General features: G+C 71.7%; 25 protein-coding genes. 10 read left to right on the plus strand and 15 right to left on the minus strand.

Going from position 1 to position 25,163, the window contains the following annotated elements; all coding sequences use genetic code 11:
• Positions 1–7: 7 nt before the first annotated feature.
• On the minus strand, positions 8–607 hold the full coding sequence (gene ctaE / locus NUM_RS20655; protein WP_225918729.1) for an aa3-type cytochrome oxidase subunit III: 600 nt from the start codon (positions 605–607) through the stop codon (positions 8–10).
• Between the two features lie 274 nt (positions 608–881).
• Here ctaE and NUM_RS20660 point away from each other — a divergent pair, with 274 nt between their 5' ends.
• From NUM_RS20660 to NUM_RS20680, 5 genes are all read left to right on the plus strand, one after another.
• Entirely contained in the window at positions 882–1,304 is a 423-nt protein-coding gene (locus NUM_RS20660) for a hypothetical protein (protein ID WP_207126550.1), read from the plus strand.
• Between the two features lie 29 nt (positions 1,305–1,333).
• A complete protein-coding gene (gene trpD / locus NUM_RS20665) occupies positions 1,334–2,380 on the plus strand; it encodes an anthranilate phosphoribosyltransferase (protein WP_207126551.1) in 1,047 nt (348 codons plus the stop codon).
• A 273-nt stretch (positions 2,381–2,653) separates the two neighbouring features.
• Entirely contained in the window at positions 2,654–2,971 is a 318-nt protein-coding gene (locus NUM_RS20670; protein WP_207126552.1) for a nucleoside triphosphate pyrophosphohydrolase, read from the plus strand.
• Between the two features lie 16 nt (positions 2,972–2,987).
• Entirely contained in the window at positions 2,988–3,338 is a 351-nt protein-coding gene (locus NUM_RS20675; protein ID WP_207126553.1) for a hypothetical protein, read from the plus strand.
• A 136-nt stretch (positions 3,339–3,474) separates the two neighbouring features.
• Positions 3,475–3,657, plus strand: a complete 183-nt coding sequence (locus tag NUM_RS20680) for a hypothetical protein (protein ID WP_207126554.1) — start codon at positions 3,475–3,477, stop codon at positions 3,655–3,657.
• An 88-nt stretch (positions 3,658–3,745) separates the two neighbouring features.
• On the opposite strand, the gene NUM_RS20685 is transcribed toward NUM_RS20680, so the two are convergent.
• The 5 genes from NUM_RS20685 to NUM_RS20705 all read right to left on the minus strand — a co-directional run bounded on the left by NUM_RS20685 (position 3,746) and on the right by NUM_RS20705 (position 8,348).
• The gene (locus NUM_RS20685) at positions 3,746–4,174 is read right to left on the minus strand and encodes a cytochrome c oxidase subunit 4 (protein WP_207126555.1); all 429 of its coding nucleotides are present in this window, start codon (positions 4,172–4,174) and stop codon (positions 3,746–3,748) included.
• Between the two features lie 13 nt (positions 4,175–4,187).
• Positions 4,188–5,111 carry an aa3-type cytochrome oxidase subunit II gene (ctaC, locus tag NUM_RS20690; RefSeq protein WP_207126556.1) on the minus strand — a complete coding sequence of 308 codons (924 nt, stop codon included), beginning with the start codon at positions 5,109–5,111 and terminating at the stop codon, positions 4,188–4,190.
• A 309-nt stretch (positions 5,112–5,420) separates the two neighbouring features.
• Complete coding sequence (locus tag NUM_RS20695) at positions 5,421–6,398, minus strand: carbohydrate kinase family protein (RefSeq protein ID WP_207126557.1); 978 nt, start codon at positions 6,396–6,398, stop codon at positions 5,421–5,423.
• A gap of 270 nt (positions 6,399–6,668) precedes the next feature.
• Entirely contained in the window at positions 6,669–7,025 is a 357-nt protein-coding gene (gene erpA, locus NUM_RS20700) for an iron-sulfur cluster insertion protein ErpA (RefSeq protein WP_203963054.1), read from the minus strand.
• A 207-nt stretch (positions 7,026–7,232) separates the two neighbouring features.
• Positions 7,233–8,348 (minus strand): glycerate kinase family protein, encoded by a 1,116-nt coding sequence (locus NUM_RS20705; protein ID WP_207126558.1) that lies wholly within the window; start codon positions 8,346–8,348, stop codon positions 7,233–7,235.
• Positions 8,349–8,989: 641 nt separating this feature from the next.
• On the opposite strand from NUM_RS20705, the gene murA reads away from it, so the two are divergent.
• The 3 genes from murA (at position 8,990) to NUM_RS20720 (ending at position 12,230) form a co-directional block, all read left to right on the plus strand.
• Positions 8,990–10,360: a UDP-N-acetylglucosamine 1-carboxyvinyltransferase gene (gene murA / locus NUM_RS20710; RefSeq protein ID WP_207126583.1), complete on the plus strand. Its 1,371-nt coding sequence runs from the start codon at positions 8,990–8,992 to the stop codon at positions 10,358–10,360.
• A 65-nt stretch (positions 10,361–10,425) separates the two neighbouring features.
• Positions 10,426–11,049, plus strand: a complete 624-nt coding sequence (locus NUM_RS20715; RefSeq protein ID WP_207126559.1) for a DUF3043 domain-containing protein — start codon at positions 10,426–10,428, stop codon at positions 11,047–11,049.
• Positions 11,049–12,230, plus strand: a complete 1,182-nt coding sequence (locus NUM_RS20720; RefSeq protein ID WP_207126560.1) for a GNAT family N-acetyltransferase — start codon at positions 11,049–11,051, stop codon at positions 12,228–12,230. The genes NUM_RS20715 and NUM_RS20720 overlap by 1 nt, the downstream gene beginning before the upstream one ends.
• A 183-nt stretch (positions 12,231–12,413) precedes the next feature.
• On the opposite strand, the gene NUM_RS20725 is transcribed toward NUM_RS20720, so the two are convergent.
• Entirely contained in the window at positions 12,414–13,004 is a 591-nt protein-coding gene (locus NUM_RS20725; RefSeq protein ID WP_207126561.1) for a TetR/AcrR family transcriptional regulator, read from the minus strand.
• A 127-nt stretch (positions 13,005–13,131) separates the two neighbouring features.
• Here NUM_RS20725 and NUM_RS20730 point away from each other — a divergent pair, with 127 nt between their 5' ends.
• Positions 13,132–14,529, plus strand: a complete 1,398-nt coding sequence (locus NUM_RS20730; protein WP_207126562.1) for an MFS transporter — start codon at positions 13,132–13,134, stop codon at positions 14,527–14,529.
• 249 nt (positions 14,530–14,778) lie between these two features.
• On the opposite strand, the gene NUM_RS20735 is transcribed toward NUM_RS20730, so the two are convergent.
• From NUM_RS20735 to NUM_RS20770, 8 genes are all read right to left on the minus strand, one after another.
• Entirely contained in the window at positions 14,779–15,780 is a 1,002-nt protein-coding gene (locus NUM_RS20735; protein WP_207126563.1) for an ABC transporter ATP-binding protein, read from the minus strand.
• Positions 15,777–16,856 (minus strand): ABC transporter ATP-binding protein, encoded by a 1,080-nt coding sequence (locus NUM_RS20740; RefSeq protein ID WP_207126564.1) that lies wholly within the window; start codon positions 16,854–16,856, stop codon positions 15,777–15,779. The genes NUM_RS20735 and NUM_RS20740 overlap by 4 nt, the downstream gene beginning before the upstream one ends.
• Positions 16,853–17,725, minus strand: coding sequence for an ABC transporter permease (locus tag NUM_RS20745; RefSeq protein WP_207126565.1), 873 nt, complete (start codon positions 17,723–17,725; stop codon positions 16,853–16,855). The genes NUM_RS20740 and NUM_RS20745 overlap by 4 nt, the downstream gene beginning before the upstream one ends.
• Positions 17,725–18,702, minus strand: a complete 978-nt coding sequence (locus NUM_RS20750; RefSeq protein ID WP_207126566.1) for an ABC transporter permease — start codon at positions 18,700–18,702, stop codon at positions 17,725–17,727. Before NUM_RS20750 ends, NUM_RS20745 begins: the two co-directional genes overlap by 1 nt.
• 7 nt (positions 18,703–18,709) lie before the next feature.
• Complete coding sequence (locus tag NUM_RS20755) at positions 18,710–20,362, minus strand: ABC transporter substrate-binding protein (RefSeq protein ID WP_207126567.1); 1,653 nt, start codon at positions 20,360–20,362, stop codon at positions 18,710–18,712.
• A 177-nt stretch (positions 20,363–20,539) separates the two neighbouring features.
• Positions 20,540–21,511 (minus strand): ABC transporter ATP-binding protein, encoded by a 972-nt coding sequence (locus NUM_RS20760; protein WP_207126568.1) that lies wholly within the window; start codon positions 21,509–21,511, stop codon positions 20,540–20,542.
• A gap of 42 nt (positions 21,512–21,553) precedes the next feature.
• Complete coding sequence (locus NUM_RS20765) at positions 21,554–22,363, minus strand: ABC transporter permease (protein ID WP_207126569.1); 810 nt, start codon at positions 22,361–22,363, stop codon at positions 21,554–21,556.
• The gene (locus NUM_RS20770) at positions 22,356–23,189 is read right to left on the minus strand and encodes an ABC transporter permease (protein ID WP_225918730.1); all 834 of its coding nucleotides are present in this window, start codon (positions 23,187–23,189) and stop codon (positions 22,356–22,358) included. Before NUM_RS20770 ends, NUM_RS20765 begins: the two co-directional genes overlap by 8 nt.
• A gap of 330 nt (positions 23,190–23,519) precedes the next feature.
• Between NUM_RS20770 and NUM_RS20775 the strand changes: the two genes are divergently transcribed.
• A complete protein-coding gene (locus NUM_RS20775) occupies positions 23,520–25,145 on the plus strand; it encodes a DHA2 family efflux MFS transporter permease subunit (RefSeq protein WP_207126571.1) in 1,626 nt (541 codons plus the stop codon).
• The last annotated feature ends 18 nt before the right edge of the window (positions 25,146–25,163 follow it).

Raw genomic sequence — 25,163 nt, forward strand, 5'->3', positions numbered from 1 at the left:
CCGGCCGTCACTTGAGGATGTAGACCATGCTGAACAGCGCGATCCACACCACGTCGACGAAGTGCCAGTAGTACGAGACGACGATGGCCGCGGTCGCCTGCGCCGGCGTGAACTTCGCCAGCGTGGTGCGCACCATGTAGATGATGAACGCGACCAAGCCACCGGTCACGTGCAGCGCGTGGAACCCGGTGGTCAGGAAGAACATCGACCCGTAGCCGTCGGTGTCGATCTTCAGGCCCTCGGCGTAGAGGTTGTGGTACTCGTTCAGCTGGCCGAGCACGAAGACCAGGCCCATGATGAACGTGATCGAGAACCACATCCGCAGCCGGTAGACGTTGCCGCGCTCGGCCGCGAACACACCGAACTGACAGGTCACCGAGGACAGCACCAGGATGATGGTGTTGCCCAGCGCGTAGGGCACGTCGAGGGTCGGGGTGTGGTGCGCCCACAACTCCGGCGCCGCGGCGCGGATCGAGAAGTACATCGCGAACAGCGCCGCGAAGAACATCAGCTCGCTGGACAGCCAGACGATCACGCCGACGCTGACCATGTTGGGCCTGGTCAGCGAGTGGATCCGGCTCGGTTCGATAGCGGGTGCCGCAGTCACGCCGGTCATTATTGCCCCCTACCCGTCGGCACTGACCGCCGGGTCTGCCCCCAGGCCGCGCACGAGGTCTCGTCGTACCTGTCCGTCCTGCGTACCGCCATGCCCGTCCCCGTGGGTTCGTCGCCGATACCACAACAGGGTGCACCGTGCGCGACGCGATCGCGGCCGAAACGCCGCAACGTACCGGTCCTCCCCCGGCACCGCCCGGCGCCGCGACCGGACCGGCGGGTACGATCCGTGGCGTCCGGCCAGCACTCCGGGGAGCACTGACACCATGGTCAACACGTCGCCGATCGCCCGCACCGTCCTGCTCTACAGCGACGACGAGAAGGTCCGCGAGCGGATGCGGCTGTCCATCGGCCGCCGACCGGCGGCCGACCTGTCGGTCACCTTCGTCGAGTGCGCCGACCAGCGCGACGTGCTGATGCACGCCGACGACCACGACGTCGACCTGCTGCTGCTCGACGGCGAGGCGTGGCCGGCCGGCGGGATGGGCATCGCGCACCAGATCAAGGAAGAGATCATCGACCCGCCGGTGACCGTCGTGGTGGTCGGCCGGGACGCCGACCGATGGCTCGCGGCCTGGTCCCTCGCGGACGCCGTTCTCGCCCACCCACTGGACCCGGTGACCACCGCCGACACGCTCGCCGACCTGCTGCGCCGGCAGAGCGAAGGGCGCGTCGCCACCACCCGGTGACCCCGCCACTCGGTGACAAGGAGCCCATCATGGGCGATCGGACCTGGCCGGTCCTGCTGTCCGCGCTGCTGCGCGGCGACACGCTGAGCACCGACGACACCGCCTGGGCCATGGGCGAGATCATGACCGGCAACGCCAGCGGCGCGCAGATCGCCGGCTTCGCGATCGCGCTGCGAGCCAAGGGCGAGACACCCGCCGAGGTCACCGGCCTGGTCGAGGTGATGCTGGAGCACGCCGAGCGGGTCACGCTCGCCGCGCCGGGCGAGCTGGCCGACGCGGTCGACGTCGTCGGTACCGGCGGGGACGGCGCGCACACCGTCAACATCTCCACCATGGCGGCGATCGTCGCGGCCGGCGCCGGCGTGCCGGTGGTCAAGCACGGCAACCGGGCCGCGTCGTCCCGGTGCGGCGCCGCCGACCTGCTGGAGGAGCTCGGCGTGCCGCTGGAGCTCGGCCCGGCCGAGGTGGCGCGGTGCGTGCGCGAGGCGGGCATCGGCTTCTGCTTCTCCGCCCGGTTCCACCCCGGCATGCGGCACGCCGGGCCGGTGCGCCGCGAGATCGGGGTGCCGACGTTCTTCAACTTCCTCGGCCCGCTGACCAACCCCGGGCTGCCCCGGGCCGGCGCGATCGGCTGCGCCGACCTGCGCATGGCACCGGTGCTGGCCCGGGTGCTGGCCGACCGCGGCTGCTCGGCCCTGGTGCTGCGCGGCGAGGACGGGCTGGACGAGTTCACCACCACCGCGCCGACCAGGCTGTGGGTGGTGCACGACCACGCGGTACGGGAGGGCACGGTCGACGCGCGCGAGCTGGGGCTGTCCCCGGCGACGCCGGCCGACCTGCGCGGCGCGGACGCCACGTACAACGCGGGGGTGGCCCGCGAGGTGCTCGCCGGCGCGGCGGGCCCGGCCCGCGAGGCCGTGCTGATCAACGCCGCCGCCGCGATCGCCGCGTACCGGGGGCTGGACGGAGACGTCATCGGCGCGCTGCGGGACGGGCTGCAGGAGGCCGCCGCGGCGATCGACACCGGCGCCGCCGCGGCAACGCTGGAGCGCTGGATCCGGGTCGCCCGCAGTTGACCGGCCGGGCGGGTCGGGCGCGGTCCAGCTCGGCCGGTTCGTCCGATTCGTCCGGTTCGCCCGGGGCCGGCCGGCCACGTTCCGCGCGCCGCGTCCGGGCGGGGCCGGCGCGGGCCGGGTCGGCGGGCTCGTCGCACGAGGGTGGCGGCGTCGCGACCGGCCGTGGCGAGTCGTCACTCGGACGAGGGACAAACCGGCCTGCACCCGAAATCTCCGCGTTATCGGACCTGCCCCGCGGTGGCGCGACAACCTGCGCTCTCGCAGAATGGTGCGATGCCTACCGAACGCCACGACAAGCTGGTACGCGATCGGATCCCCGAGATCGTGACGGCTTCCGGTGCCCGTCCGGAGACCAGGGTCGCCGACCCCGTCGAGTTTCGTGCCCTGCTGCGCGCCAAGCTGGTCGAGGAGGTGTACGAGTTCCTGGAGGACGAGAACCCGGCCGAGCTGGCCGACATCCTGGAGGTCGTGCGCGCCCTGGCGGTCGACCTGTCGACCGAGCCGGAGGAGCTGGAACGCATGCGGGAGAAGAAGGTCACCGAGCGCGGCGGCTACGAGGAGCGCATCGTGCTGCTCGCCGTGCACAGCTGACCGGCGGAGCGGCCGCGTGATCGCGGTACGCCCGGTCCCCGCCGACGATCCCGCGCTGGCCGCGCTGGGTGTGCCGGACCCGCCGCCGCGGGCGCTGTGCCTGCTCGCCGAGCGGGACGGTACCGCCGTCGGCTGCTGCGTCCTGACCGGCGCACCGCGCGACGTCGTGCCGCTGGTCCGGATCGACCCGCTGATCGTGCTGCCCGGTACGGTCGGCGCGGAGCGCGCCCTGCTCGCCGCCGCGGAACGGTTCGCGGCCCGGCTCGGGGCGGGCGTCGTGCTGCTGCCGGAGTACCGGCCGGGAATCGAGGTGGCCGGCTACCGCCCGGCCGACGACGGGTACCGCAAGCCGCTTCCCCGGTCCTGACCGGCCCACCCGCCCCGACCGACGCACCCCGTGCCGGCCGGCCCACCCGTCCCGACCGACCTCACCCACTCGGCCCGACACGCCGGGCGGCGCCGCGTCCGCGGCAACGTCGTACCCCCGTGGCATGGTCGGGTTCGTGGACGAGTACCGATACTGCTCGACGTGCGACGCGGAGCGCCCGTTCGAACGGCCCGAGTGCCTCGACGGGCACGGCGTCGACTGCCCGGAGCGCTGCTGCGTGGACTGCGGGGAAGCGATCCTGGTCGACCCGCCGCTGCGGCGCGACACCGTGCGCCACCGCCACCCTCTCGCCGCCTGACCGCTACGACGACAAGGCCCGCCGGAGGCGGGCCTTGTCGTCTGTCTGCACGTCGCGGGCGAATCAGGCCACCGCAGCGACCGTGTTCCTACTCGTGGCCGTGCACCTTGCGGGTGCCGGTGTAGTACTCGAAGACGAAGCCGCAGACCGCGGCGATCACCGCGATCAGACCGGCGACCAGCAGCCAGACCTGCCAGAACACGACGCCGAGGCCGGCGATCGCGGCGGCCAGCGCCATCCCGAACGGCCAGTAGCTGCCCGGGCTGAAGAAGCCCACCTCGCCGGCGCCGTCGGCGATCTCGGCGTCCTCGCGGTCCTCCGGGCGCGGCTCCATCCGGCGGGCGATGAACGCGAAGTACAGCCCGCACATCAGCAGCAGCAGGGTGGACAGGATCAGCGCGACGACGCCGATGACCTCGACGTGCCCGTCGGCTGCGCGGGTCCAGAAGCCGTAGACCACGGCCGCCACCGCCAGGAACAGCGCGACGATGTTGAAGATTCGGGATTCGGTCTTCATCTGGAGGTTCGCCTCAGCTCGCGGTACGAGAGGTGCGGTCGGTGTCGAAGGGGTGCGTGGTCGTCGCGTACGGCGCCTGGCCGATGTCGCGCAGCGCGGCCGGCGTCGACATCCCCTTCTGCTTGTCCTGCAGGAACTTCTGGTAGTCGGTCCAGCTGACCGCACGCATCTCGAAGTTCATCTGCGAGTGGTAGGTGCCGCACAGCTCGGCGCAGCGGCCGACGTAGGCGCCTTCCTTCTCGATCGTCACCTCGAACTTGTTCGTCGTCCCGCCGGGGAACACGTCCCGCTTGAACAGCAGCTCCGGGACCCAGAACGAGTGGATGACGTCCTCGGAGTCCTCGACGAACTGGACCTTCTTGTGCGTCGGCACCACCAGCACCGGGATGTAGCTGCTGGTCCCGGTGGTCTGCACCGGCTGGCCGTTGCTGCCCTTGGCGTCCGGGTACTGGAACTGCCAGTTCCACTTGAACGCGACCACGTGCACGGTGGCGTCAGGGTGCTTGGAGGTCTTGTTCACGTACGACTCGGTGATCGCCGTGTAGTAGAACAGCACCGCGATGACGAAGAACGGCACGATCGAGTAGACCAGCTCGATCGGCAGGTTGTACCGGGTCTGCACAGGCAGCCGCTCGCCGCGCTTGCGGTAGCGCACCACGCACCAGAAGATCAGCCCCCACACCAGCACGCCGACGCACAGCGCGGCGATCGTGGAGCCGATCCACATGTTGTACATCTTGTGCGCCTGCGGCGTGATGCCGCCGTGCGGCCAGCCGAACGCGAAGGCGTCCTTGGCCGAGCAGCCGGCGAGCGACGTGAGCAGCGCGGCCCCGCCGAACGCGACGGCGGCGACCCGCCGGGCGGACCTGCGTCGCGGGGACGCGGTGGGACGGGGCGCGTGGCTGGCGCGAGCGGTGTCTGTTGGACCTGCGACCACCGGCTCCTGCCTTCCTGTGCGGTTGAGACGATCCGCGGTCGCCTGCGAGGGGCGACTGCCGCGGAACAGGGTGCGGCGACGGCTGTCACCGACGGTCGCAGATTACTCGACCTGCCCCGGCCGCACGCCGATGGGGTGGCTAGGTCCGCCCTCGGTGGTTGGCGTCGTAACAGGGCAACCCGAGCTGTGACCGCCTGTTGCGAAGCCTTTCACACTCCGGCCGCCGGGTGGCCCGTTCGACGCACTTCGTCGGTACCGGGAACGGGCCCCCACCGGTCGGTGGGGCCCCGTCGCCGGGCGTGCGGCGGGTCAGCCGATCAGCTTGGCCCGGACCTCCTTGGCGCAGACCTCGCCGTACGACTCGGTCAGCCGGGCGATGAACCGCTCCGGCTCGACGGTGTACTCCTGGGTGCCGATGGTCTCCAGGACGAGGGTGGCGACCATGCTGCCGATCTGGGCGGCCCGCTCCAGCGTCAGCCCCCAGGACAGGCCGGCGAAGAAGCCGGCGCGGAAGCCGTCGCCGACGCCGGTCGGGTCGTGCGCGGCGATCTCCTTGGCCACCGGCACGTGCACCGGCGGAAGGCCGCGGCCGGTGATCCGGGCACCGTCCTTGCCCAGCGTGGTGATCCGCACCTTGACCAGGTCGAGGATCTCGTCGTCGGACAGCCCGGTCTTCTGCTCCAGCAGGTTCTTCTCGTAGTCGTTGGTGAGCAGGTACTCCGCGCCCTCGATCAGCCGGCGCGCGTCGTCGCCGGACATCCGGGCCAGCTGCTGCGACGGGTCGGCGGCGAACGGGATGCCGCGCTGCCGGCACTCGTCGGAGTGCCGCAGCATGCCCGCCGGGTCGTTCGCCCCGATCAGGACCAGGTCGAGGCCGCCGGCACGATCCGCGACCGGCTGCAGCTCGATGTTGCGCGCCTCGGCCATCGCACCCGCGTAGAACGAGGCGATCTGGCACATGTCCTCGTCGGTGGTGCAGACGAACCGGGCGGTGTGTGCGGTCTCGGAGACGTGCACCGAGTCGCAGTCGACCCCGTGCCGGGTCAGCCACCCCCGGTAGTCGGTGAAGTCGGCGCCGACCGCGCCGACCAGCATCGGGCTCAGCCCGAGCTGGGCCATCCCGAAGGCGATGTTGGCGGCCACCCCGCCCCGGCGCACCTCCAGCTCGTCGACCAGGAAGGACAGCGACACCTGGTGCAGCTGGTCGGGCAGCAGCTGCTCGGCGAACCGACCCGGGAAGTGCATCAGATGGTCGGTGGCGATCGATCCAGTGACGGCGATCTTCATGGTCGAACCTTCCGGACAGACGTGTTTGCCAACAGTGCGCCGCGCCAGCGTACCGGCGTCACCGGGAATTCACCGACCACCCACGAACAACGAGGGGCGCCCCGTCGGGACGCCCCTCGTTGTGTGCTGTCTGTTCTGACGTCTCCCCGAGGAGACGTGAGCGAGGCGAGGCTGATTCCTTCGCTCGCAAGCCGAGTCGGGGCGCCGGGTGCGAACGCACACAAGCCTCGAATCGGCGCAGTCCAGCGGGCGAATCAGCCCGCCGCAGCGTCAGTGGAACGAATCGCCGCAGGCGCAGGAGCCCGAAGCGTTCGGGTTGTCGATGGTGAAGCCCTGGCGGTCGATGCGGTCGGCGAAGTCGATCGTCGCGCCGCTGAGGTAGGGCACGCTCATCCGGTCGACGACGACCTCGACGCCGCCGAAGTCCTTCACCACGTCGCCGTCGAGCGAGCGCTCGTCGAAGAACAGCTGGTACCGCAGGCCGGAGCAGCCGCCGGGCTGGACCGCGACCCGCAGCCGCAGGTCGTCGCGGCCTTCCTGGTCGAGCAGCGCCTTGACCTTCTCCGCCGCGACGTCGGTGAGGATGATCCCGTCGGTGGACGACTCGGTGGTCTGCTGAACAGTCACGTGGTGCTCCCTGCGCCGGTTTGGTGATCTCTGGTCTGCCTCATGGCGTGGAACAACGGCGCCCTAGGCATGCATTCCCATACTGGCACAGGATCGGCGGGGCGCCACCGGTACCGCCGTGACCTGCCCCGCACGCCAGTGCGCCGCCCTGGCGCCCGGTTTCTGCGTGAATCAACCGTCTCTTCCCCACCAGGACCCCTTGTCCGATCAGCGCCACCGCCGGGCGGTACGGGCGGCGAGCGCGGTCAGGCCGGCCGCGGGTTCGGCCATCGCCGCCTCGACGCTGCCCACCTGTTCGACCACCGAGTACGCCGCTTCGATGCCGGCCGCCGCGGCCTCCCGCCGGCCGACGTCGACCCGGCCGGCGAGCACCACGCAGGGCACGCCGCGTTCGGCGGCCGCGGCCGCGACCATCGCCGGCAGCTTGCCGCGCAGCGACTGGAAGTCGAACGACCCCTCCCCCGTGATCACCAGGTCGCAGTCGTCCAGCGCGGCGTCCAGGTCGACCAGCGAGCGGACCAGCCCGGCCCCGGAGGTACGGGTGGCGCCGAGCGCGTACAGCGCGGCGCCGAGGCCACCGGCGGCACCGGCGCCGGGCCGGGTGGCCACGTCCGGCGGGCACCCGGGCACCTCGCGTACCAGCACCTGCGCGTACCGGGTCAGCGCGTCGTCGAGGCGCAGCACGGCGGCGCGGTCGGCGCCCTTCTGCGGCCCGAACACCGCGGACGCACCGGACAGCCCGGTCAGCGGGTTGTCCACGTCGGTCGCGGCGACCAGCGCCAGCGGCCGCAGCCTTGGCGTGCCGGACAGGCCGGCGACGGCGAGCAACGCGGCCCCGCCGTACGGGAGCACCCGGCCGGCCTCGTCGACCGGCGCGGCGCCGAGCGCGGCGAGCATGCCGGCACCGCCGTCGTTGGTGGCGGAGCCGCCGAGCCCGACCACGACCGTACGGGCGCCGGTCTCGGCCGCGGCGGCGATCAGCAGCCCCAGCCCGTACGAGGTGGTGCGGTCCGGGTCGCGCTCCCCGGCGGCGAGCAGGTGCAAACCGCAAGCCTGGGCGGACTCGACGTACGCGGTGTCGCCGACGACGAGCACCTCGCCGTCGGCCGGGCGGCCGAGCGGATCGGTGGTGCGTACCGGGAGGCGCCGGCCGGGCAGCGCGGTGGCGAGCACGTCGAGGAAGCCGGGGCCGCCGTCGGCGAGCGGTCGCAGCAGCAGCGTGTCGTCCGGGCCGACCGAACGCCAGCCGGCGGCGACCGCGGCGGCGGCCTCGGGGGCGGACAGCGTGCCGGCGAACTTGTCCGGGCAGATCAGTACGCGCATGGCAGGCAGTCAACCGCATGGCTGTCGCCGCCGGTACCGCCGGATCTCGGCCCCGGCGGCACCGGCCCGATCCCGGCCGGCACGGACGAGGCTCGCGGTCGGCCCGGGCGAGGGGACGGCTCCCGGCCGATCCGGCGACGGGCCGGTACGGCCGGATCCCGGCGGGGCCGGGCGGCGGGCCGGTACGGCCGGATCTCGACCCACCGGGCGACGGGGCGGTGCCGGCTGGGTACCACGGCCGGGTGATCGGGGCGGCAAGCCGCCGGCCCGGGGTCGGTGGTTCAGCGGAGAGTAAACAGTGATGTTTGCTCGTATCCGCTGATCGCGGACCGGCCAGGTCCGGTCCGCCGCGGTGTCGGGCATGGCGGACTCGGGCGCCCATCGACCGGTGGGCGTCGCTTTCCGCACGGTGCACGTAGGGGTGGCGACGGCGCCGTCGCGGTTCGGGGGAACTGGGGGATTGATCACGCAGCAGCGACATTCCGGATGCGTTCGGTAACCGAGCGGATAGTGTCGCGGTCGGCCGTCGGGGGGCGGTCCGCGTAGCGACCGTGGTCCGCGGCGGAATCAGGGGGAGGTACGCCGTGAGCGCAGAACCTTCGGCTCGCAGCTTCGACTCTTCGTACCCGGACCCGGGCGACATGCTCGTGGTTCGCGGCGGCACGCCGCTGTGCGGCGAGATCCGGGTACGCGGGGCGAAGAACCTGGTGTCCAAGGCGATGGTGGCGGCCCTGCTCGGCAGCACGCCGAGCACGTTGTACGACGTACCGGCGATCCGCGACGTCGAGGTGGTGACCGGGCTGCTGCGGCTGCACGGGGTACGGGTGGAGTCGCTCGGCGACGGCCGGCTGGTGCTGGACCCGGCGAACGTGGAGACCGCGGACGTCGAGGAGCTCAACGTGCACGCCGGCGCGAGCCGGATCCCGATCCTGTTCTGCGGTCCGCTGCTGCACCGGCTCGGCCGGGCGTTCATCCCGGACCTGGGCGGCTGCCGGATCGGTGGCCGGCCGATCGACTTCCACCTCGACGCGCTGCGCGAGATGGGTGCGGTGGTGGACAAGACGCCGGACGGGCTCGTGATCACCGCGCCGGACGGGCTGCACGGCACCACGCTGCGGCTGCCGTACCCGAGCGTCGGCGCGACCGAGCAGGTGCTGCTGACCGCGGTACTGGCGGACGGCATCACCGAGCTGCACAACGCCGCGGTGGAGCCGGAGATCACCGACCTGATCGCGCTGCTGCAGAAGATGGGCGCGCTGATCACCGCGCACACCGACCGGCTGCTGCGGATCGAGGGCGTACCGGCGCTGCGCGGCTACGCGCACCGGCCACTGCCGGACCGGCTGGAGGCGGCGAGCTGGGCCTGCGCCGCCCTGGCCACCCGCGGTGACGTGCTGGTCCGCGGCGCCCGGCAGGCCGACCTGATGACGTTCCTCAACGTGTACCGGGCGGTCGGCGGTGAGTTCGAGGTGGACGACGACCCGGTCGACGGCGGCATCCGGTTCTGGCACCCGGGCGGCGACCTGGGCGCGGTGGCGCTGGAGACCGACGTGCACCCCGGGTTCATGACCGACTGGCAGCAGCCGCTGGTGGTGGCGCTGACCCAGGCCCGCGGGCTGTCGATCGTGCACGAGACCGTGTACGAGAACCGGCTCGGCTTCACCGACGCCCTGGTGACGATGGGCGCGACGATCCAGGTGTACTCGGCGTGCCTGGGCGCCACACCGTGCCGGTTCGGCCACGGCGGGTACCGGCACTCGGCGGTGATCTCCGGGCCGAGCAAGCTGCAGGGCAACGACCTGGTGATCCCGGACCTGCGCGGCGGGTTCAGCCACTTCATCGCCGCGCTGGCCGCCGAGGGCACCTCCCGGGTGTTCGGCGTGCACCTGATCGACCGCGGGTACGAGGACTTCGGCGCGAAGCTCGCCGCGCTCGGTGCCACCGTGGACGGCCCGGCGTACGAGCGGGCCGGGCTGCGGCTCGCCGGCGGCCCGCTGGAAGCCGCCCGCTGACGGGTGGGTAGCGCACGAGGGCGGGCCGGTGGAACCGGCACGGTGATTCCGGCTACCCTTCGTGCGTGCCCTCCCTGTTCAAGCGCCGCGCGGACGCGGCCGAGACGGTCGACATCGAGCCCGACGAGGCCACCGAGGCCGACGAGTCGGTGACCCGACCCCGGGCGTACACGGAGAAGAAGGGCAAGGCGACCCCGAAGCGCAGCGACGCGCAGAAGCGCGCCAAGGAGGCCCCGCCGGCCGACCGCAAGGAGGCGGCACGCCGGCTGCGCGACCGGCAGCGGTCCGAGCGCGCCGAGGCCCGGCAGAAGATGGCCGCCGGCGACGACCGGTACCTGCCGGCCCGGGACCGCGGGCCGGAGAAGGCGCTGGCCCGCAGGGTGGTCGACTCGCGCCGCAACATCGGCAGCTACTTCCTGATCGCCGCGCTGGTGATCCTGATCGGCACCTCGCAGAGCATGCCACCGCTGGTGCGCACCGTCGCCCAGGTGCTGTGGTTCGCGCTGGCGTTCCTGTTCGTGCTCGACTCGGTGCTGCTGTGCCGCAAGGTGCGCAAGACGCTGAAGGCGAAGATGCCGAAGGCCACGGTGCGCTGGGGCAGCATGTACATGTATGTCGTGATGCGCTCGATCACCTTCCGCAAGCTGCGGCTGCCCTCTCCCCAGGTCAAGATCGGCGAACCGCTCTGATGCCGGCCACCGTCCGGGTGGTCGACCCCGTCGAGTGGTCGACCGACTCGTTGCGGCTGACCAGGTACGCGTTCCAGCCGAGTCCGGCCGAGCTGGACGCCGGGCGCAACCTCGCCCAGGGCAAGCTCTACGCGCGGTTCAGCCGCACCCACGTGCTGTACGAGGACGACGCGCCGCGGGCCACCGCGATGGTGTGGCGGATGCACCAGCACGTGCGCGGTCGGCTGTTGCCGATGGGCGGCATCGGCGGCGTGGCCACCGATCCGGCGGCCCGGCGCGGCGGTCGGGCCCGGCAGCTGCTGACCGCGGTGCTGGCCGACATGCGCGACCAGGGCCAGGTGGTCAGCACGCTGTACCCGTTCCGGCCGTCGTTCTACGAGCGGTTCGGCTACGCCGGGCTGGCGCAGGAGCGCCGGGTGCGGATCGCGCCGGCCGCCCTGCTGCCGCTGCTGCGGCTGGACCTGCCGGGCGAGGTGACGCTGCACCGGCACGTCGGGGTGGCCGGCGAGATCCAGCGGTTCGAGACCGACCTGGCAGCAGCGGTCCCGGGCATGGCGGTCTACGACGATCCGGACGGCGAGCTGCTCGCCAACCAGACGGCGGAGTGGGCGGCGATCGCCCGGGTGGACGGCCGGATGACCGGCTACCTGCGGTACTCCGTCACCGAGCACGGCGGGGACTTCGACGCGCGCCGGTTCCTCTACCGCGACCCGGTCACCAGGTCGCTGCTGCTGGCCTGGGTGGCGCGACACACCGACCAGGTGGCCAGCGCCGTGCTGCGGCTGCCGCCCGGCGAGACCCCGGAGACCTGGGTCCCGGACGCCGAGGCGACCGTGGAGGCGAAGGTCGCGCCGATGACCGACGCGGCGCCGATGGCCCGGATCCTGTCGGTCGACGGGCTCGCCGGCATCGACGCCGGCCCGGGCGAGATCACGGTGCGGGTGGACGATCCGCTGATCGGCGGGGTGTGGTCGCTGTCCGGCGGCGGCACGCTGTCCGTCGCCACCGGCGGTACGCCGAGCGCCGAGTTGACCGGGCCCGGCCTCGCCGCGCTGGTCTACGGCGCGCTGGATCCGGCCGAGCTGCCGCTCCGCGGCTTCGGCAGTGTCGACGAGCCGGCCGCCGCCACGCTGCGGTCGCTCTTCCCGCGCACCCCCAGCCACCTGGTCGCCCACTTCTGACCGGCACCCGCTCCGGCTGGGGCGCCGGGCGATCGGTTCCACAGCTGGTGACGCTCCGGGGTCACAGCGGGATCGGCCACGTGCGGGCGCTGTCCGGCTGGTCCACCCAGACGAGCTGCTGGCCGTCGTCACGAACGGTCAGGCCGAACCGGTCCGCCGTTGTCCCGCCGACGCGGTGCCCGCTCAGTGCCCGGCGGCGGCGTCCGGGGGCGGGCGGAGGCCGGCGACGAGGACGGTGAGCATCCGGTCGGCGGCGGCGGCGCGGTCCGGCAGGTTCTCGGTGATCAGGGCGATGCCGTGCACCATCCGGTGCACGTCGGCGGCGGTCAGCTCCGACCGCACCGTCCCGGCCGTACGGGCCCGGTCGACCAGGGTGCGCCCGGTGTCGTGCATCGGCTGGCAGGCGTGGCCGAGCGCCGACTCGTCGTCGCCGGCGGAGGCGAGGATCGCCGCGGCGAGCCCGCGGTAGGTACCGAGGTGGCCGAGCAGCAGGTGCAGCCAGCGGTCCAGCGCGCCGGCCGGGTCCGGGTCGGCCACCAGCTCGTCGCCCTGTCGGCGTAGCTCCTCGGCCCAGTCCGCGAGTACCGCGGCGAGCAGCGCGTCCCGGTTCGGGAAGTGTCGGTAGAGCGTGCCGGGGCCGACGTGGGCCCGCCGGGCGATGTCGTCCAGGCTCACCTCCGCGCCGTGCTCGGTGATCGCGTCGCGGGCGACCGCCAGCAGCCGCTCGTAGTTGCGACGCGCGTCGGCGCGCATCGGCCGTGCCGCGGTCGTCATGGATCTCCCCACCCGGTTGTCAACCGGAGACAGTCTCCGTATTCTGTCTCGAGAGCCAACCGGAGACAGTCTCCAGTTTGCCTCGCCGTGCCATCCCATCTTCGCGCAGGAAAGCGGGCGTGCACCAATGACCACAACCGTCTCGACGACCACCGAGGCCCGGCACCGGTCGTACCCGGGACTCGCGCTGGCGATACTCGTCGCCGGCCAGCTGATGCTCATGCTGGACTCGACGGTGGTGACCGTCGCGCTACCGCAGATCCGGGCCGGGCTGCACGTCTCGCCCGGCACCATCGCCTGGGTACTGGACGGGTACGCGCTCGCGTTCGGCGGGCTGCTGCTGCTCGGCGGGCGAGTCGGCGATCTGCTCGGCCGGCGCCGCCTGTTCGTCGCCGGCGTCGCGCTGTTCACGCTCGCCTCGCTGGTCGGCGGGTTGTCGGTGAACACCGGCATGCTGCTCGCCGCCCGGGCCGCGCAGGGCGTCGCCGCGGCGCTGACCGCACCGAGCGCGCTCGCGCTGATCGTGACGAACTTCGCCGGCCCGGCCCGGGTCCGCGCGATCTCCTGGTACTCCGCGATCAGCGGTGCCGGCGGCTCGATCGGCCTGTTGCTGGGCGGCATGCTGACCGCCTGGGTGTCCTGGCGCTGGGTGCTGATCATCAACGTACCGATCGGGATCGCGCTGGTCGTGCTGGCGCCGCTGGTGGTGGCCGAGGCGCCCCGGCACCGGCACCGGCTGGACGTCGCCGGCGCGCTGACCGGCACCCTCGGCGTCACCGCCCTCGCGTACGGGCTGCTGCACGCGGCCACCGCGGGCTGGGGCACCGCGGCCGGCCTCGGCGCGTTCGCGGTCGCGGTACCGGCGCTGGCAGCGTTCGTGCTGATCGAGTGGCGGGTGGCCGAGCCGTTGCTGCCGTTGCGGCTGTTCGCCGACCGCAACCGCACCGGCGGGTACCTGAACATGCTGCTGCTGCCGGCGGCGATGTTCGGCGTGTTCTTCTTCGTCAGCCAGTTCCTCGGCATCGTGCAGCGCTACGACGCGCTGCGGACCGGCCTGGCGTTCCTGCCGCTGACCGTACTGTCGTTCGGTGCCGCCCGGCTCGCGCCACGGCTGATCGACCGGTACGGCGCCCGGACGTTGATGATCGGCGGCGCGGTGCTGCTGGGTGCCGGTACGGCCTGGCTGAGCCGGCTGCACGCGGACTCCGGGTACTGGGGTGCGGTGTTCGGGCCGATGGTGCTGTTCGGCCTCGGCGTCGGGCTCAGCTTCGTACCGGCGTCGGCGACGATCCTCACCTCGGTGGCGCCGGCGGACTCGGGCGCCGCGTCCGGCACCCTGCAGACGCTCCAGCAGCTCGGCGGCGCCGTCGGGCTCGCCGCCCTGGTCACCGCGTCCGGCATCGCCGGCGGTACCGGGCTGGCCGATGGCGCCGGTGCCGCGTTCGCGCTGGCCACCGCGCTGGTCGCGGTGACCCTGGTCAGTACGGTCCTGGTGGTTCGCCGCCGGCGCCCCGCGACCGCCTGAGCGGCTGTTGGGGGACCTTCGGTCGAGCGAGCCGGAGTCCATTCGTCTGCTCGCAAGGCGGAGGTGCGAGTGCATACCGGTGTTGTATGCGCTCTATCGGACCCGCGAGCCGCTGCTCGGCCGCCGCGTGGGCGGCTCGCGGGTCCGACCGACAACGCCGCGAGCGGGCGAACGGGCCCGGCGCAGCCGAGCATGAGGTCCCCCAACAGTCTCTGGGAGCCCGGGCCCGCCGGGTCTCGGCTCGGGCGATCAGGCGTCGACGGAGGCCTGGTCGTACAGGTGGCAGTTGGTCCAGTGCGCGTCGGCGACCTGCGCCCGGGTCGGTACGGTCGTCGAGCAGGTCGGCATCGCCACCGGGCAGCGCGGGTGGAACCGGCAGCCGGACGGCGGGCTGATCAGGCTCGGCGGCTCGCCGTGGTCGGTGGTCTCGTCGCTGTGCTCCTCGACCCGGTCCGGGTCCGGCGCCGCGGACAGCAGCAGCCTGGTGTAGGGGTGCGCCGGATCGTCGGTGACCTTCTCCGAGGACCCCTGCTCGATCAGCTGCCCCGCGTACATCACCAGGATGTCGTCGGCGAAGTAGCGCGCGCTGGCGATGTCGTGGGTGATGTAGAGCAGCGCCAGGTTCTCCTCCCGGGCGAGCTGCTCCAGCAGCCGCAGCACGCCGAGCCGGATGGACACGTCGAGCATGGACACCGGTTCGTCGGCGATCAGCGCGACCGGCCGTACCGCGAGGGCCCGCGCGATCGCCACCCGCTGCCGCTGCCCGCCGGACAGCTCGTGCGGCAGCTTGTGCATGAACTGGTCGACCGGGGTCAGGCTGACCCGCTCCAGCAGCTCCGCGACCTGCTCGTCCACCTCGGCGGCGGTACGGGCGTGCCCGTGCAGCTTCAGCGGCCGGGCCAGGTGGTAGTGCACCTTGTGGAACGGGTTGAGCGAGGCGAACGGGTCCTGGAACACCATCTGCACCTGGCGCCGGTAGTCCCGGCTGCGGCCGACCGGCCTGCCGTGCAGCAGGATCCGGCCGGAGGTCGGCGGGTAGATCTGGGCCAGCAGCCGGGCCACCGTGGACTTGCCGCAGCCGGACTCGCCGACCATCGCGGTGATCCGGCCGGCGGTCAGCGACAGGCTGACGTCCTCCACCGCCCGCACCGGCGGCCGGCGCCGGCCGAACCGGCCACCGCGCGAGGCGGTGAAGTGCTTGGTGACGTGCTCGGCGGTCAACACCTCGTCACCCGGGACGCTCTGGCTCATCGACCGCTCCCCTCCCCGCTCAGCTCGGTCGGTACCGGCGCGCCGTAGGACGCCGGATCGTGCGCCAGGCAGGCCGCGTACTGTCCACTGTGGACTTCCAGGAGTGCCGGGGTCAGCTCGGCGCAGGCGTCGACCGCGAACCGGCAGCGCGGGTGGAACGGGCAGCCAGGCGGCAGGTCGCGCAGGTCCGGTGGCGTGCCGGGGATGCCGAGCAGTTCCTCGCGCGGCCCGCGCAGCTTCGGGAACGAGTGCAGCAGCCCGTGCGTGTACGGGTGGCTCGGCACGTCGTGCACGTCGCGCGCGGCGCCCACCTCCACCAGCTGCCCGGCGTACATCACGGCGATCCGGTCGGCCATCGACAGCAGCAGCGACAGGTCGTGGGTGATGAACACGACCGCGAACCCGTACTCGCGGCGCAGCGCCGAGATCTCCCGCAGGATGTCCCGCTGTACCACCACGTCCAGCGCGGTGGTCGGCTCGTCCATGATGATGATCTCGGGGTTGAGCGCCAGCGCGATCGCGATCGCGGCGCGCTGCCGCATCCCGCCGGACAGCTCGTGCGGGTAGCTCCTCACCCGGTCGGCGGAGATGCCGACCCGGCGCAGCAGCTCCACCGCCCGCTCCCGCCGCTGCGCGGCGGTCAGCGTCGTGTCGTGCGCCCGCAGCGTGTCGTCGATCTGCGCCCCGACGGTGGACACCGGGTTCAGTGAGTTCATCGCCGACTGGAACACCACCGACAGCTCCCGCCAGCGGAACTTGCGCAGCGCCTTGGGACTCATCCGCAGCACGTCGACCGGCCCGCCGCCGGCCGGGTGGTACAGCACCTCGCCGGCGGTCACCAGCGCCGGCGGCTTGAGCAGCCGCGCCACCGCGTTGGCCAGCGTCGACTTGCCGGAGCCGGACTCGCCGGCCAGCCCCAGGATCTCGCCCCGGTGCAGCTCCAGCGTGACGTCGTCGACCGCGTGCACCGGCGAGGTGTCGGTCAGGTAGTCGACCGACAGGCCGCGCATCGACAGCACCGGCTCGGCCGCCACCGTCGACGTGCCGGTGGTGGTACCGGTCTCGGGCTCGGTCATGACACCACCTCCGCGCGGCGGGCGCGCCGGGCGCGCTTGGGCAGGACGGTACGCAGGCGCGGGTTGGCGATCTCGTCGATGCCGAAGTTGAGCAGGCCCAGCCCGGCGCCGATCAGCGCGATGCACAGGCCCGGCGGGATGAACCACCACCAGGCACCGACCAGCAGCGCCTGGTTGTTCTGCGCGAAGTAGAGCATGGTGCCCCAGCTGACCGTGGACAGGTTCGCCAGACCCAGGAACGACAGGCCGGCCTCGGCCAGGATCGCCGCCAGCACGGTGGCGAGGAAGCTCGTCGCGATGACCGGGAACTCCACCGGCAGGATCTCGGCGAACACGATCCGCCAGGGCCGCTCGCCGCCCGCCTTGGCGGCCTGCACGTAGTCGCGGCCGCGCAGCGTCAGCGTCTGTGCCCGCAGCACCCGGGCGCCCCAGGCCCAACCGGTCACCGCGATCACCGCGGCCACCGACATCACCCCGCGGCTGGGCAGGTAGCCGGCCAGCACGATCACCAGCGGCAGCGCCGGCAGGACCAGGAAGATGTTGGTGATCAGCGACAGCACCTCGTCCACCACGCCGCCGACGTACCCGCCGACCAGGCCGACCACGATGGACAGTGCGGTGGCGATCACCGCGGACAGCACGCCGACGCCCATCGAGATGCGCGCGCCGTACACCACCTGGGCGAGCACGTCCTGGCCGCTCTGGGTGGTACCGAGCCAGTGCGCCGCGGACGGGCCGGCCAGCCCGACGCTGTTGGTCTTCGTCGGGTCGGCGCCGACCAGCAGCGGCCCGAACAGCGCGAGGACCACGAAGAACGCGAGGATCAGCAGCCCGGCGACGATCTTCGGGGAACGCAGGATGCCCCTCATCACGCCTCCTGCCGGGTACGGGGGTCGAGCGCCACGTAGGCGATGTCGGCGAGCAGGTTCGCCGCCAGTACCGCCAGCGAGATGATCAGGAAGATGCCCTGCATCAGCGGGAAGTCCTCGTTCTCCACGGCCTTGAGCAGCACCGAACCGATCCCCGGGTAGGAGAAGACGATCTCGGTCAGCACCGAGCCGCCCACCACGAATCCCAGCGACAGGCTGAAGCTGGTGATGTTCGGCAGGATCGCGTTGCGCGCCGCGTAGCGCCACATCACCCGGCGGCTGGTCAACCCCTTCGCCTCGGCCATCGTCACGTAGTCCTCGCCGAGGGTGGTCACCATGACGTTGCGCATGCCCATCACCCGGTCGGCGATCGACGCCACCACGATCGTGATCGCGGGCAGGATCGCGTGGTACAGCACGCTGCCGACGAACTCCCCGTTGAACCCGGTCGTGACGGAAAGCGAGTACGCGCCGGAGACCGGCAGCCAGGACAGCGACACCCCGAACACCATGACCAGCGCCAGCGCCACCCAGAAGTACGGCACCGCCTGCAGGAACGTGGTCGTCGGCAGGATCGAGTCGAGCCAGGTACCGCGGCGCCAGGCCGCGACCACGCCGAGCGTCGTGCCGATCAGGTAGCTGATGATGGTGGCGATGCCGACCAGCCCGATCGTCCACGGCAGCGCGCCGCCGATCACCGACGACACGTGGGTGGGATAGAACGTGATCGACCGACCCAGCTCACCGTGCAGCAGGTTGCCGAGATAGTCCCAGTACTGGGACCAGATGGAGCCGCCGGTCAGCCCGAACGACTTCTTCATCGACTCGATCGCGTCCGGATCGATCTGGCCGTTCATCCGGGCGACCATCAGGTCGACCGGGTCCCCCGGCATCAGCCGGGGGATCAGGAAGTTGATCGTGATGGCGGCCCAGGCCGTGATCAGGTAGAACCCGAGCCGCCGTAGCAGGTAGCGCAACCGTGCCTCACTTGACGGGCTTGAGGTGCAGCAGCACCTGCGCCATGTCCGGCGAGGTCGCCGGCGACGGCATCGCGTACGGGTTCTGCTCGCTCGGCCAGCCGGTGTACTTGGTGGTCCGGTACAGCGACCAGGACGGGCTGCCGAACAGCGGGATCACCGGCAGCTGCTCGATCACCACGGTGGCCAGGCCCTGCACCGCCGCCTGCTGCTTCGCCTCGTCGTTGGTCGCCTCGTACGCGGCGAGCAGCTCGTCGGTGTGCTTGTCCTTCCAGCGGCCGTAGTTGCCGGTGGCCTGCTGCCCGATCGGCTTGGTCAGCGCGCTCGCCAGCATCACCCGGTACAGGTAGAACGGGGTCGGGCCGGACACGGCGCCGCGCAGCGTCACGTCGAAGTCGCCCTTGCCGACCTTCGCCACCCAGTCCTGGATCGCCACGCCGCGCACGGTCATGTCGATGCCGACCTTGGCCAGGTCCTCCTTCATCAGCTGCGCCGAGTTGACGAAGTCGGTGTACGGCGAGGGCACCAGCAGCTCGAACTTCAGCTTCTTGCTGCCGTACCCGGCCTTCTTCAGCAGCTCCTTGGCCTTGGCGGTGTCGACGGTGAACTTCGCGTCCTTGTACTTCGCCGGTACCCAGTCGGCGTCGGCCGGCATCGGCAGCCCGGACGGGTGCGCCGGCTCGACGTAGCCGCGCTCGGCGGACTTGACGATCCGGTCCCGGTCGATCGCGAGGCTGACCGCCTGGCGTACCTCCAGGGAGTCGAACGGCGCCTTGGCGGTGTTGACCATCAGCGCGTTCAGGCCCTCGGACGGGAAGTAGTGCTTGTTGTGCTCCGGGTCGTTCTTCTCGTAGATCTTCTTCAGGTCCGGCACGAACGCGCTGGCCCAGTCGATCTCGCCGGTCTGCAGGCCGGTCTGCACCGCGTTCGCGGTGTACGCCGGGAACTTGACCTGCGGCACCGCCGGCTTGCCCTTCCAGTACTTCGGGTTCGCCTTGACCTGGTAGACCTGCGAGGAGAAGGAACCGAGCGTGAACGGGCCGGTGCCGACCGGGTTCGGGTTGGTGAAGGTGTCGAGCTTCTTGCCGGACAGCAGGTGCTTGGGCACGATGCCGATCTGGCCGGCCAGGTTCCACAGCTTGGTGAACGAGGTGGACGGGAAGGTGAATACCACCTCGTCGCCGTCGGCCTTCACGCCGGACAGCTCGACGCCGCCGCGGTTCAGCGCCGGCGTGTCGATCATCGCCTGGTAGGTGAACACCACGTCGTCGACGGTCAGCGGCTTGCCGTCGGTCCACGTGACGTTCTTGCGGATCGTCATCCGCAGCGTCTTCCCGTCGGCGCTCCACGAGTACTTGGTGGCCAGCCACGGCGTGATGTCGTTCGGCTTGAGCTTGTTGAAGAACAGCAGCGGCTCGTAGAACAGTCCGATGGTGCCCACGTTCTGGGTCACCGCGTACGGGTTGAAGTTGCGCTGCCAGGAGCCGGTGTCGTTGATGTGCACGACCAGCGGCTTGCCGGCGCCGGTACCACCCTCGTCGTCGCCACCGCACCCGGCCAGCGTGGCGGCGAGCCCGACCCCGGCCGCGGCACCGAACAGCGTCCGGCGCGACAGCCGCAGCTGCGTCGCCGCGTCGCGGATCGTCGCGTCTGCACTCATCGTCGTTCCTCCCGGCGGAACCTTCTCCGCAACGATGTACCAACACACTTCCGCGGCCGTACGGTGCGGGCACACCACCCCACACGACCTCTTGGCCGGAAAGTTTCTTACATCAACCGCAGTTAGTCAATGATTAACGAACCTTACCGCGTGTGTTGGTCCACCTGGCGAGACACCTCAGCCGCGACTCGGCTCCGGCGCCGCGTAGAGCCGGGCCACCACGTCCTCGATGTCGGGCTCCAGTACCGACACGTCGCGCAGCGCGCCGCTCGCCGCGAGGCTCGCGATCAGCTCCCCTGCCGTCGCACTGTGCAAGGCGAACGTCACCCGGTGCGCATCCGCCTCCACCGCCTCGATGCTGGTACCGGACGGCGCCGCGGCACCGTTCCACGGCACGTCGAGCTCGGCCACCACCCGCCGCCGAGAGGAGTACCGGGCGTGCAGCTCACCGAGCGTGCCGTCGTGCACCACCCGGCCGTGGTCGATCACCACCAGCCGGCGACACAGCCGTTCGATGTCGGCCAAGTCGTGCGTGGTCAGCATCAACGTGGTGTCGCCGGCCTCGCCCAGCTCGGCCAGGAACGCCCGCACCGACTGCTTGCTGACCACGTCCAGCCCGATCGTCGGCTCGTCCAGGAACAGGATCCGTGGCGCGTGCAGCAGCGCCGCGGTGATCTCGCCGCGCATCCGCTGCCCGAGCGAGAGCTGCCGGACCGGGGTGTCCAGGAACTCGTCCAGCTCCAGCAGCCGCCGGCAGCGCCGCAGCCGGGCCGCGTGGTCGGCCGCCGGCACCCGGTACACGTGCCGCAGCAGCCGGAACGACTCGGCCAGCGGTAGGTCCCACCACAGCTGCGAGCGCTGCCCGAAGACCACACCGATCCGCAACGCCAGGCGGGTGCGCTGCGCGACCGGCCGCAGGCCGCAGACCCGTACCTCGCCGGCGGACGGGCTCAGCACCCCGGTGAGCATCTTCAGCGTGGTCGACTTGCCGGCGCCGTTCGGGCCGATGTAGCCGACCATCTCCCCCGCCTCGATCGCCAGATCGACGTCGTGCACCGCGGCGGTGACGTGCCGCTGCCGGCGCAGCCGGCCGACCTTGCGCCGGACCACGAAGTCCTTGCGCAGCCCGTGCGTCTCGATCAGTGCCACCCTCGCTCCTCTCATCGAATGTCTTGTGCCGCACCGAATCCGTCAGGATCCGGTGGAGCGGTAGTGGCGCACCCCGACCCGCCAGACCAGCGCCGCGGCCAGCACCGCCGGTACCGCGATCAGCGGCGAGCACCAGGCCAGCGCGGCGGGCGCGCCGAGCGGGTCGGCCACCCCGAGCAGCGCCAGCGCCGGGTAGTAGGCGACGAACGCGAAACCCAGCCCGTACGCGAAGATCTTGCGGAACCAGCCCGGATAGATCGAGATCGGGTACAGCGTGAAGTCACGGCCGCCGTAGGTGAACGCGTTCGCGAACTCGCCCGACTCGACGAACCAGAACGCCACCGTCGAGCCGGCGACGAACACCGAGGCGAAGATGACCGCACCGGCCAGCGGCGCCGCCACCACCAGCACCGCCCGCCCGACCGTCCACTGTGGATCGATCCAGATCAGCGTGCCGGCAAGGACCAGGCAGCTCTGCAGCACCCGGCCCAGCCGGCGCGGCGCGAAGTCGCCGAACACCAGCTGCGGCAGCACGCCCATCGGCCGCAGCAGCATCGAGTCCAGCCGCCCGGTCCGGATGTACTGCCGCATCGTGTCGATGTTGCCCACGCTCGCGTCCGCGAGCGAGAACGCCACGTTGCCCAGCGCCGCAATCAGCAGGCACTGCCGCACCGAGAACCCGCCCAGTGCCGGCGTGGCCCGAAACAGCACCAGCACCGCGACGATGTCCAGCAACGACACCACCGAGGAGGACACCGCGTCCAGCCAGAACGAGAACCGGTACTGGGTCTGCGCCCGCACCTGCGCCACCAGCAGCGCGCGGTACGCCGTCGCCCGTGGGTGCTCAGCCACCCTGCACCACCAGCCGTCGCTCGGCCCGCCGCTGCACCAGGACCGAGGCCGCCAGCACCGCCGCCGCCCAGCCCAGCTGTACCGCCAGGATCGACAGCTGGTGCGCCGCGGAGCCGCGCTCGACCAGCACGTCCACCGGCGCCTGCAGGATCGACGGGAACGGCGTGCCGTACCACAGGATCGGCTGTACCCAGTCGGGCAGGAACGCGAGCGGGAAGTACAGCCCGGTCAGCACGTTCGCGCAGAGCATCCAGGCGACCAACACCCCGCGGATGTCCAGCAGCCAGAACGCGGTCAGGTTGACCAGGTAGCGCACCCCGAACGACACCACGGTCGCGGCCAGCACGCTGAGCAGCGCCAGCGGGTAGGTGGTGAGCCGGTGCGGCACGTACAGCTGGAACGCCAGCGCGCCGACCACCAGCGGCGCCGCGAACCGGGTGCACATCGCGAACCCGGCCCGGCCCAGGTCGGCCGTCAGGTAGGTCAGCACCGGATGCATCGGCCGCAGCAGGTCGGACTGCACGTCGCCGGTGCGGACCCGGTCGGACAGCTCGGTCCAGCCCCACAGCTGCACCACCGCGAGCAGCCCCTGCCCGACCCAGACGTACGTGACGAGCTGCGGGCCCCGGTAGCCCGCCGCGACGCCGCCCGCCCCGCCGGCCACGGCGAGCATCACCGAGCAGCGCAGGAAGCCGAAGATCGTGTTCGTGAACGCGCCGGCCAGCATCGCCTGCCGGTAGGTCGCCCAGCGCCGGAAGCCCGCGCCGGCCAGCGCGGCCGCAGTTCGTAGCGTCCCCGGCCGCGGCCAGGGAACGTCGATGCCCATTCGCCCCTCCGTCATCGGAATCGACACGTCCGCACGCGAGGACACCGACGGCAGGGGGATGCCAGGGGCAGACTCGTCGTGGACCGCATCGCGGATTGAGGAGCCCGCTCTTGGTTTCGTGGCGACGGCCGCTGCGCGACGCAGCTCCCTCGGCCGGCCACACCCCGGGCAAGCCCGAAGAGCCTACCCGGTGGCGGCAGGCCGGTACAGCCGATATTTCGCCGACCCGGGGGTCGCCAGGGCGTGGCGGTGCGCCGAATCGGGCCACGAAACCGACGAACGTCGATATACGGTGGGGTGCTGGTCGGAAGCGCCGGGGGGAACCGCGTCATGTCGAGGTTCAAGGGCAACCCGTGGGCCGTGCTGTTCGCGCTGTGCCTCGGGTTCTTCATGATCCTGCTGGACACCACGATCGTGACGATCGCGGTGCCGGCGATCAGCGACGGGCTGCACGCCTCGCTCGACGACATCCTGTGGATCCAGAGCGGGTACGTGCTGGTCTACGCGGTGCTGCTGATCACCGCCGGCCGGCTCGGCGACATGTTCGGCGGCAAGCGGATCTACCTGATCGGCCTGGTCGTGTTCGTGCTCGCCTCGGCCGCCTGCGGCGTGGCCCGCAACCCCGACCAGCTGATCGCCGCCCGGCTGGTCCAGGGCGTCGGCGGGGCGCTGCTGACCCCGCAGACGCTCGCCATCATCAACCGGATCTTCCCGCCGGAGCGCCGCGGCGCCGCGTTCGGCGTCTGGGGCGCGGTCGCTGGGGTCGCGGCCATCGCCGGACCGACGCTCGGCGGGCTGCTCATCACGTACGCCAGCTGGGAGTGGATCTTCTACCTGAACGTGCCGATCGGCATCGTCGGGTTCCTGCTGGCGCTGTTCGTGGTCCCGAACATCACCGAGCACCGGCGGCACCGCCTCGACATCCTCGGTACCGCCCTGATCACCGTGGCGCTGTTCCTCGTCACGTACGGGCTGATCGAGGGCGAGAACTACCACTGGGGCCGGGTCTGGCACTTCGTGTCCATCCCGCTGATCATCGCGCTCGGCGTCGCCCTGGTGATCGTCTTCCTGATCACCCAGTACTTCGAGAAGAACGAGCCACTGGTGCCGTTCACGATCCTGCGCGACCGGAACTACTCGCTGATGAACTTCGTGGCGATGGCCATGTCGTTCGGGATGATGGGGCTGTTCCTGCCGATCACCATCTACCTGCAGTCGGTGCTCGGGCTCTCGGCGTTCGACGCCGGGCTGACGATCGCGCCGATGTCGCTGGTGTCGCTGGTGGTCGCACCGTTCGCGGGCCGGCTCGCCGACAAGATCGGCGGCAAGTACATCCTGTTCGTCGGGCTGCTGCTGTTCGCCGCCGGGATGGCGTTGATCCTGGACAAGTCCACAGTGGACAGTTCGCGGTGGACGTTCCTGCCCGGCCTGCTGATCTCCGGCCTCGGGATGGGCTGCATCTTCGCGCCGATGACCACCGTGGCGATGCGCAACATCCCGGCCGCGCTGTCCGGCGCCGCCTCCGGCGTCTTCAACACCACCCGGCAGCTCGGCGCGGTGGTCGGCAGCGCCGCGGTCGGCGCGCTGCTGCAGGCCCAGCTGTCCAGCAAGCTCGCCGCCTCGGCGCAGGCGCACGCGGACAAGATCCCGCCGCAGTTCCGCGAGCAGTTCGTGGCCGGGTTCTCCCGTTCCTCCGGCGGACTGGACGTGGGCAGCCAGCAGTCCGAGTTCACGCCGCCGCCCGGGATGCCGCAGCAGGCGGTCGAGCAGCTCGAGCGGATCGCCGCCGACACGTTCCACGTCGGCTACGTCGACGCGATGCGGCCCACCCTGATCCTGCCCATCGCCGTTCTCGTCCTGGCCGCGCTCAGCTGCCTGCTCATCAAGCGCCGCAAGCGGTCCCGCACCGCCACCGTCCCGGCGGACAGCGCCGCCGCGGCCGAACCGGCGGAGTGACCCGCGCGGTCAGAGGTG

Source organism: Actinocatenispora comari (genome assembly GCF_017312725.1).
In the GTDB taxonomy this organism is placed as follows: domain Bacteria; phylum Actinomycetota; class Actinomycetes; order Mycobacteriales; family Micromonosporaceae; genus Actinocatenispora; species Actinocatenispora comari.

Excerpts from the sequence above, each read along its gene's own strand:
- trpD (WP_207126551.1), top strand. The coding sequence starts at position 1,334 with ATGGGCGATCGGACCTGGCCGGTCCTGCTGTCCGCGCTGCTGCGCGGC.
- NUM_RS20695 (WP_207126557.1), bottom strand. The coding sequence starts at position 6,398 with ATGAAGATCGCCGTCACTGGATCGATCGCCACCGACCATCTGATGCAC.
- NUM_RS20670 (WP_207126552.1), top strand. The coding sequence starts at position 2,654 with ATGCCTACCGAACGCCACGACAAGCTGGTACGCGATCGGATCCCCGAG.
- murA (WP_207126583.1), top strand. The coding sequence starts at position 8,990 with ATGCTCGTGGTTCGCGGCGGCACGCCGCTGTGCGGCGAGATCCGGGTA.
- NUM_RS20755 (WP_207126567.1), bottom strand. The coding sequence starts at position 20,362 with ATGAGTGCAGACGCGACGATCCGCGACGCGGCGACGCAGCTGCGGCTG.
- NUM_RS20685 (WP_207126555.1), bottom strand. The coding sequence starts at position 4,174 with ATGAAGACCGAATCCCGAATCTTCAACATCGTCGCGCTGTTCCTGGCG.
- NUM_RS20720 (WP_207126560.1), top strand. The coding sequence starts at position 11,049 with ATGCCGGCCACCGTCCGGGTGGTCGACCCCGTCGAGTGGTCGACCGAC.
- NUM_RS20660 (WP_207126550.1), top strand. The coding sequence starts at position 882 with ATGGTCAACACGTCGCCGATCGCCCGCACCGTCCTGCTCTACAGCGAC.
- NUM_RS20745 (WP_207126565.1), bottom strand. The coding sequence starts at position 17,725 with ATGAGGGGCATCCTGCGTTCCCCGAAGATCGTCGCCGGGCTGCTGATC.
- NUM_RS20735 (WP_207126563.1), bottom strand. The coding sequence starts at position 15,780 with ATGAGCCAGAGCGTCCCGGGTGACGAGGTGTTGACCGCCGAGCACGTC.
- NUM_RS20705 (WP_207126558.1), bottom strand. The coding sequence starts at position 8,348 with ATGCGCGTACTGATCTGCCCGGACAAGTTCGCCGGCACGCTGTCCGCC.
- NUM_RS20730 (WP_207126562.1), top strand. The coding sequence starts at position 13,132 with ATGACCACAACCGTCTCGACGACCACCGAGGCCCGGCACCGGTCGTAC.
- NUM_RS20770 (WP_225918730.1), bottom strand. The coding sequence starts at position 23,189 with ATGGGCATCGACGTTCCCTGGCCGCGGCCGGGGACGCTACGAACTGCG.
- NUM_RS20725 (WP_207126561.1), bottom strand. The coding sequence starts at position 13,004 with ATGACGACCGCGGCACGGCCGATGCGCGCCGACGCGCGTCGCAACTAC.
- NUM_RS20775 (WP_207126571.1), top strand. The coding sequence starts at position 23,520 with ATGTCGAGGTTCAAGGGCAACCCGTGGGCCGTGCTGTTCGCGCTGTGC.
- NUM_RS20740 (WP_207126564.1), bottom strand. The coding sequence starts at position 16,856 with ATGACCGAGCCCGAGACCGGTACCACCACCGGCACGTCGACGGTGGCG.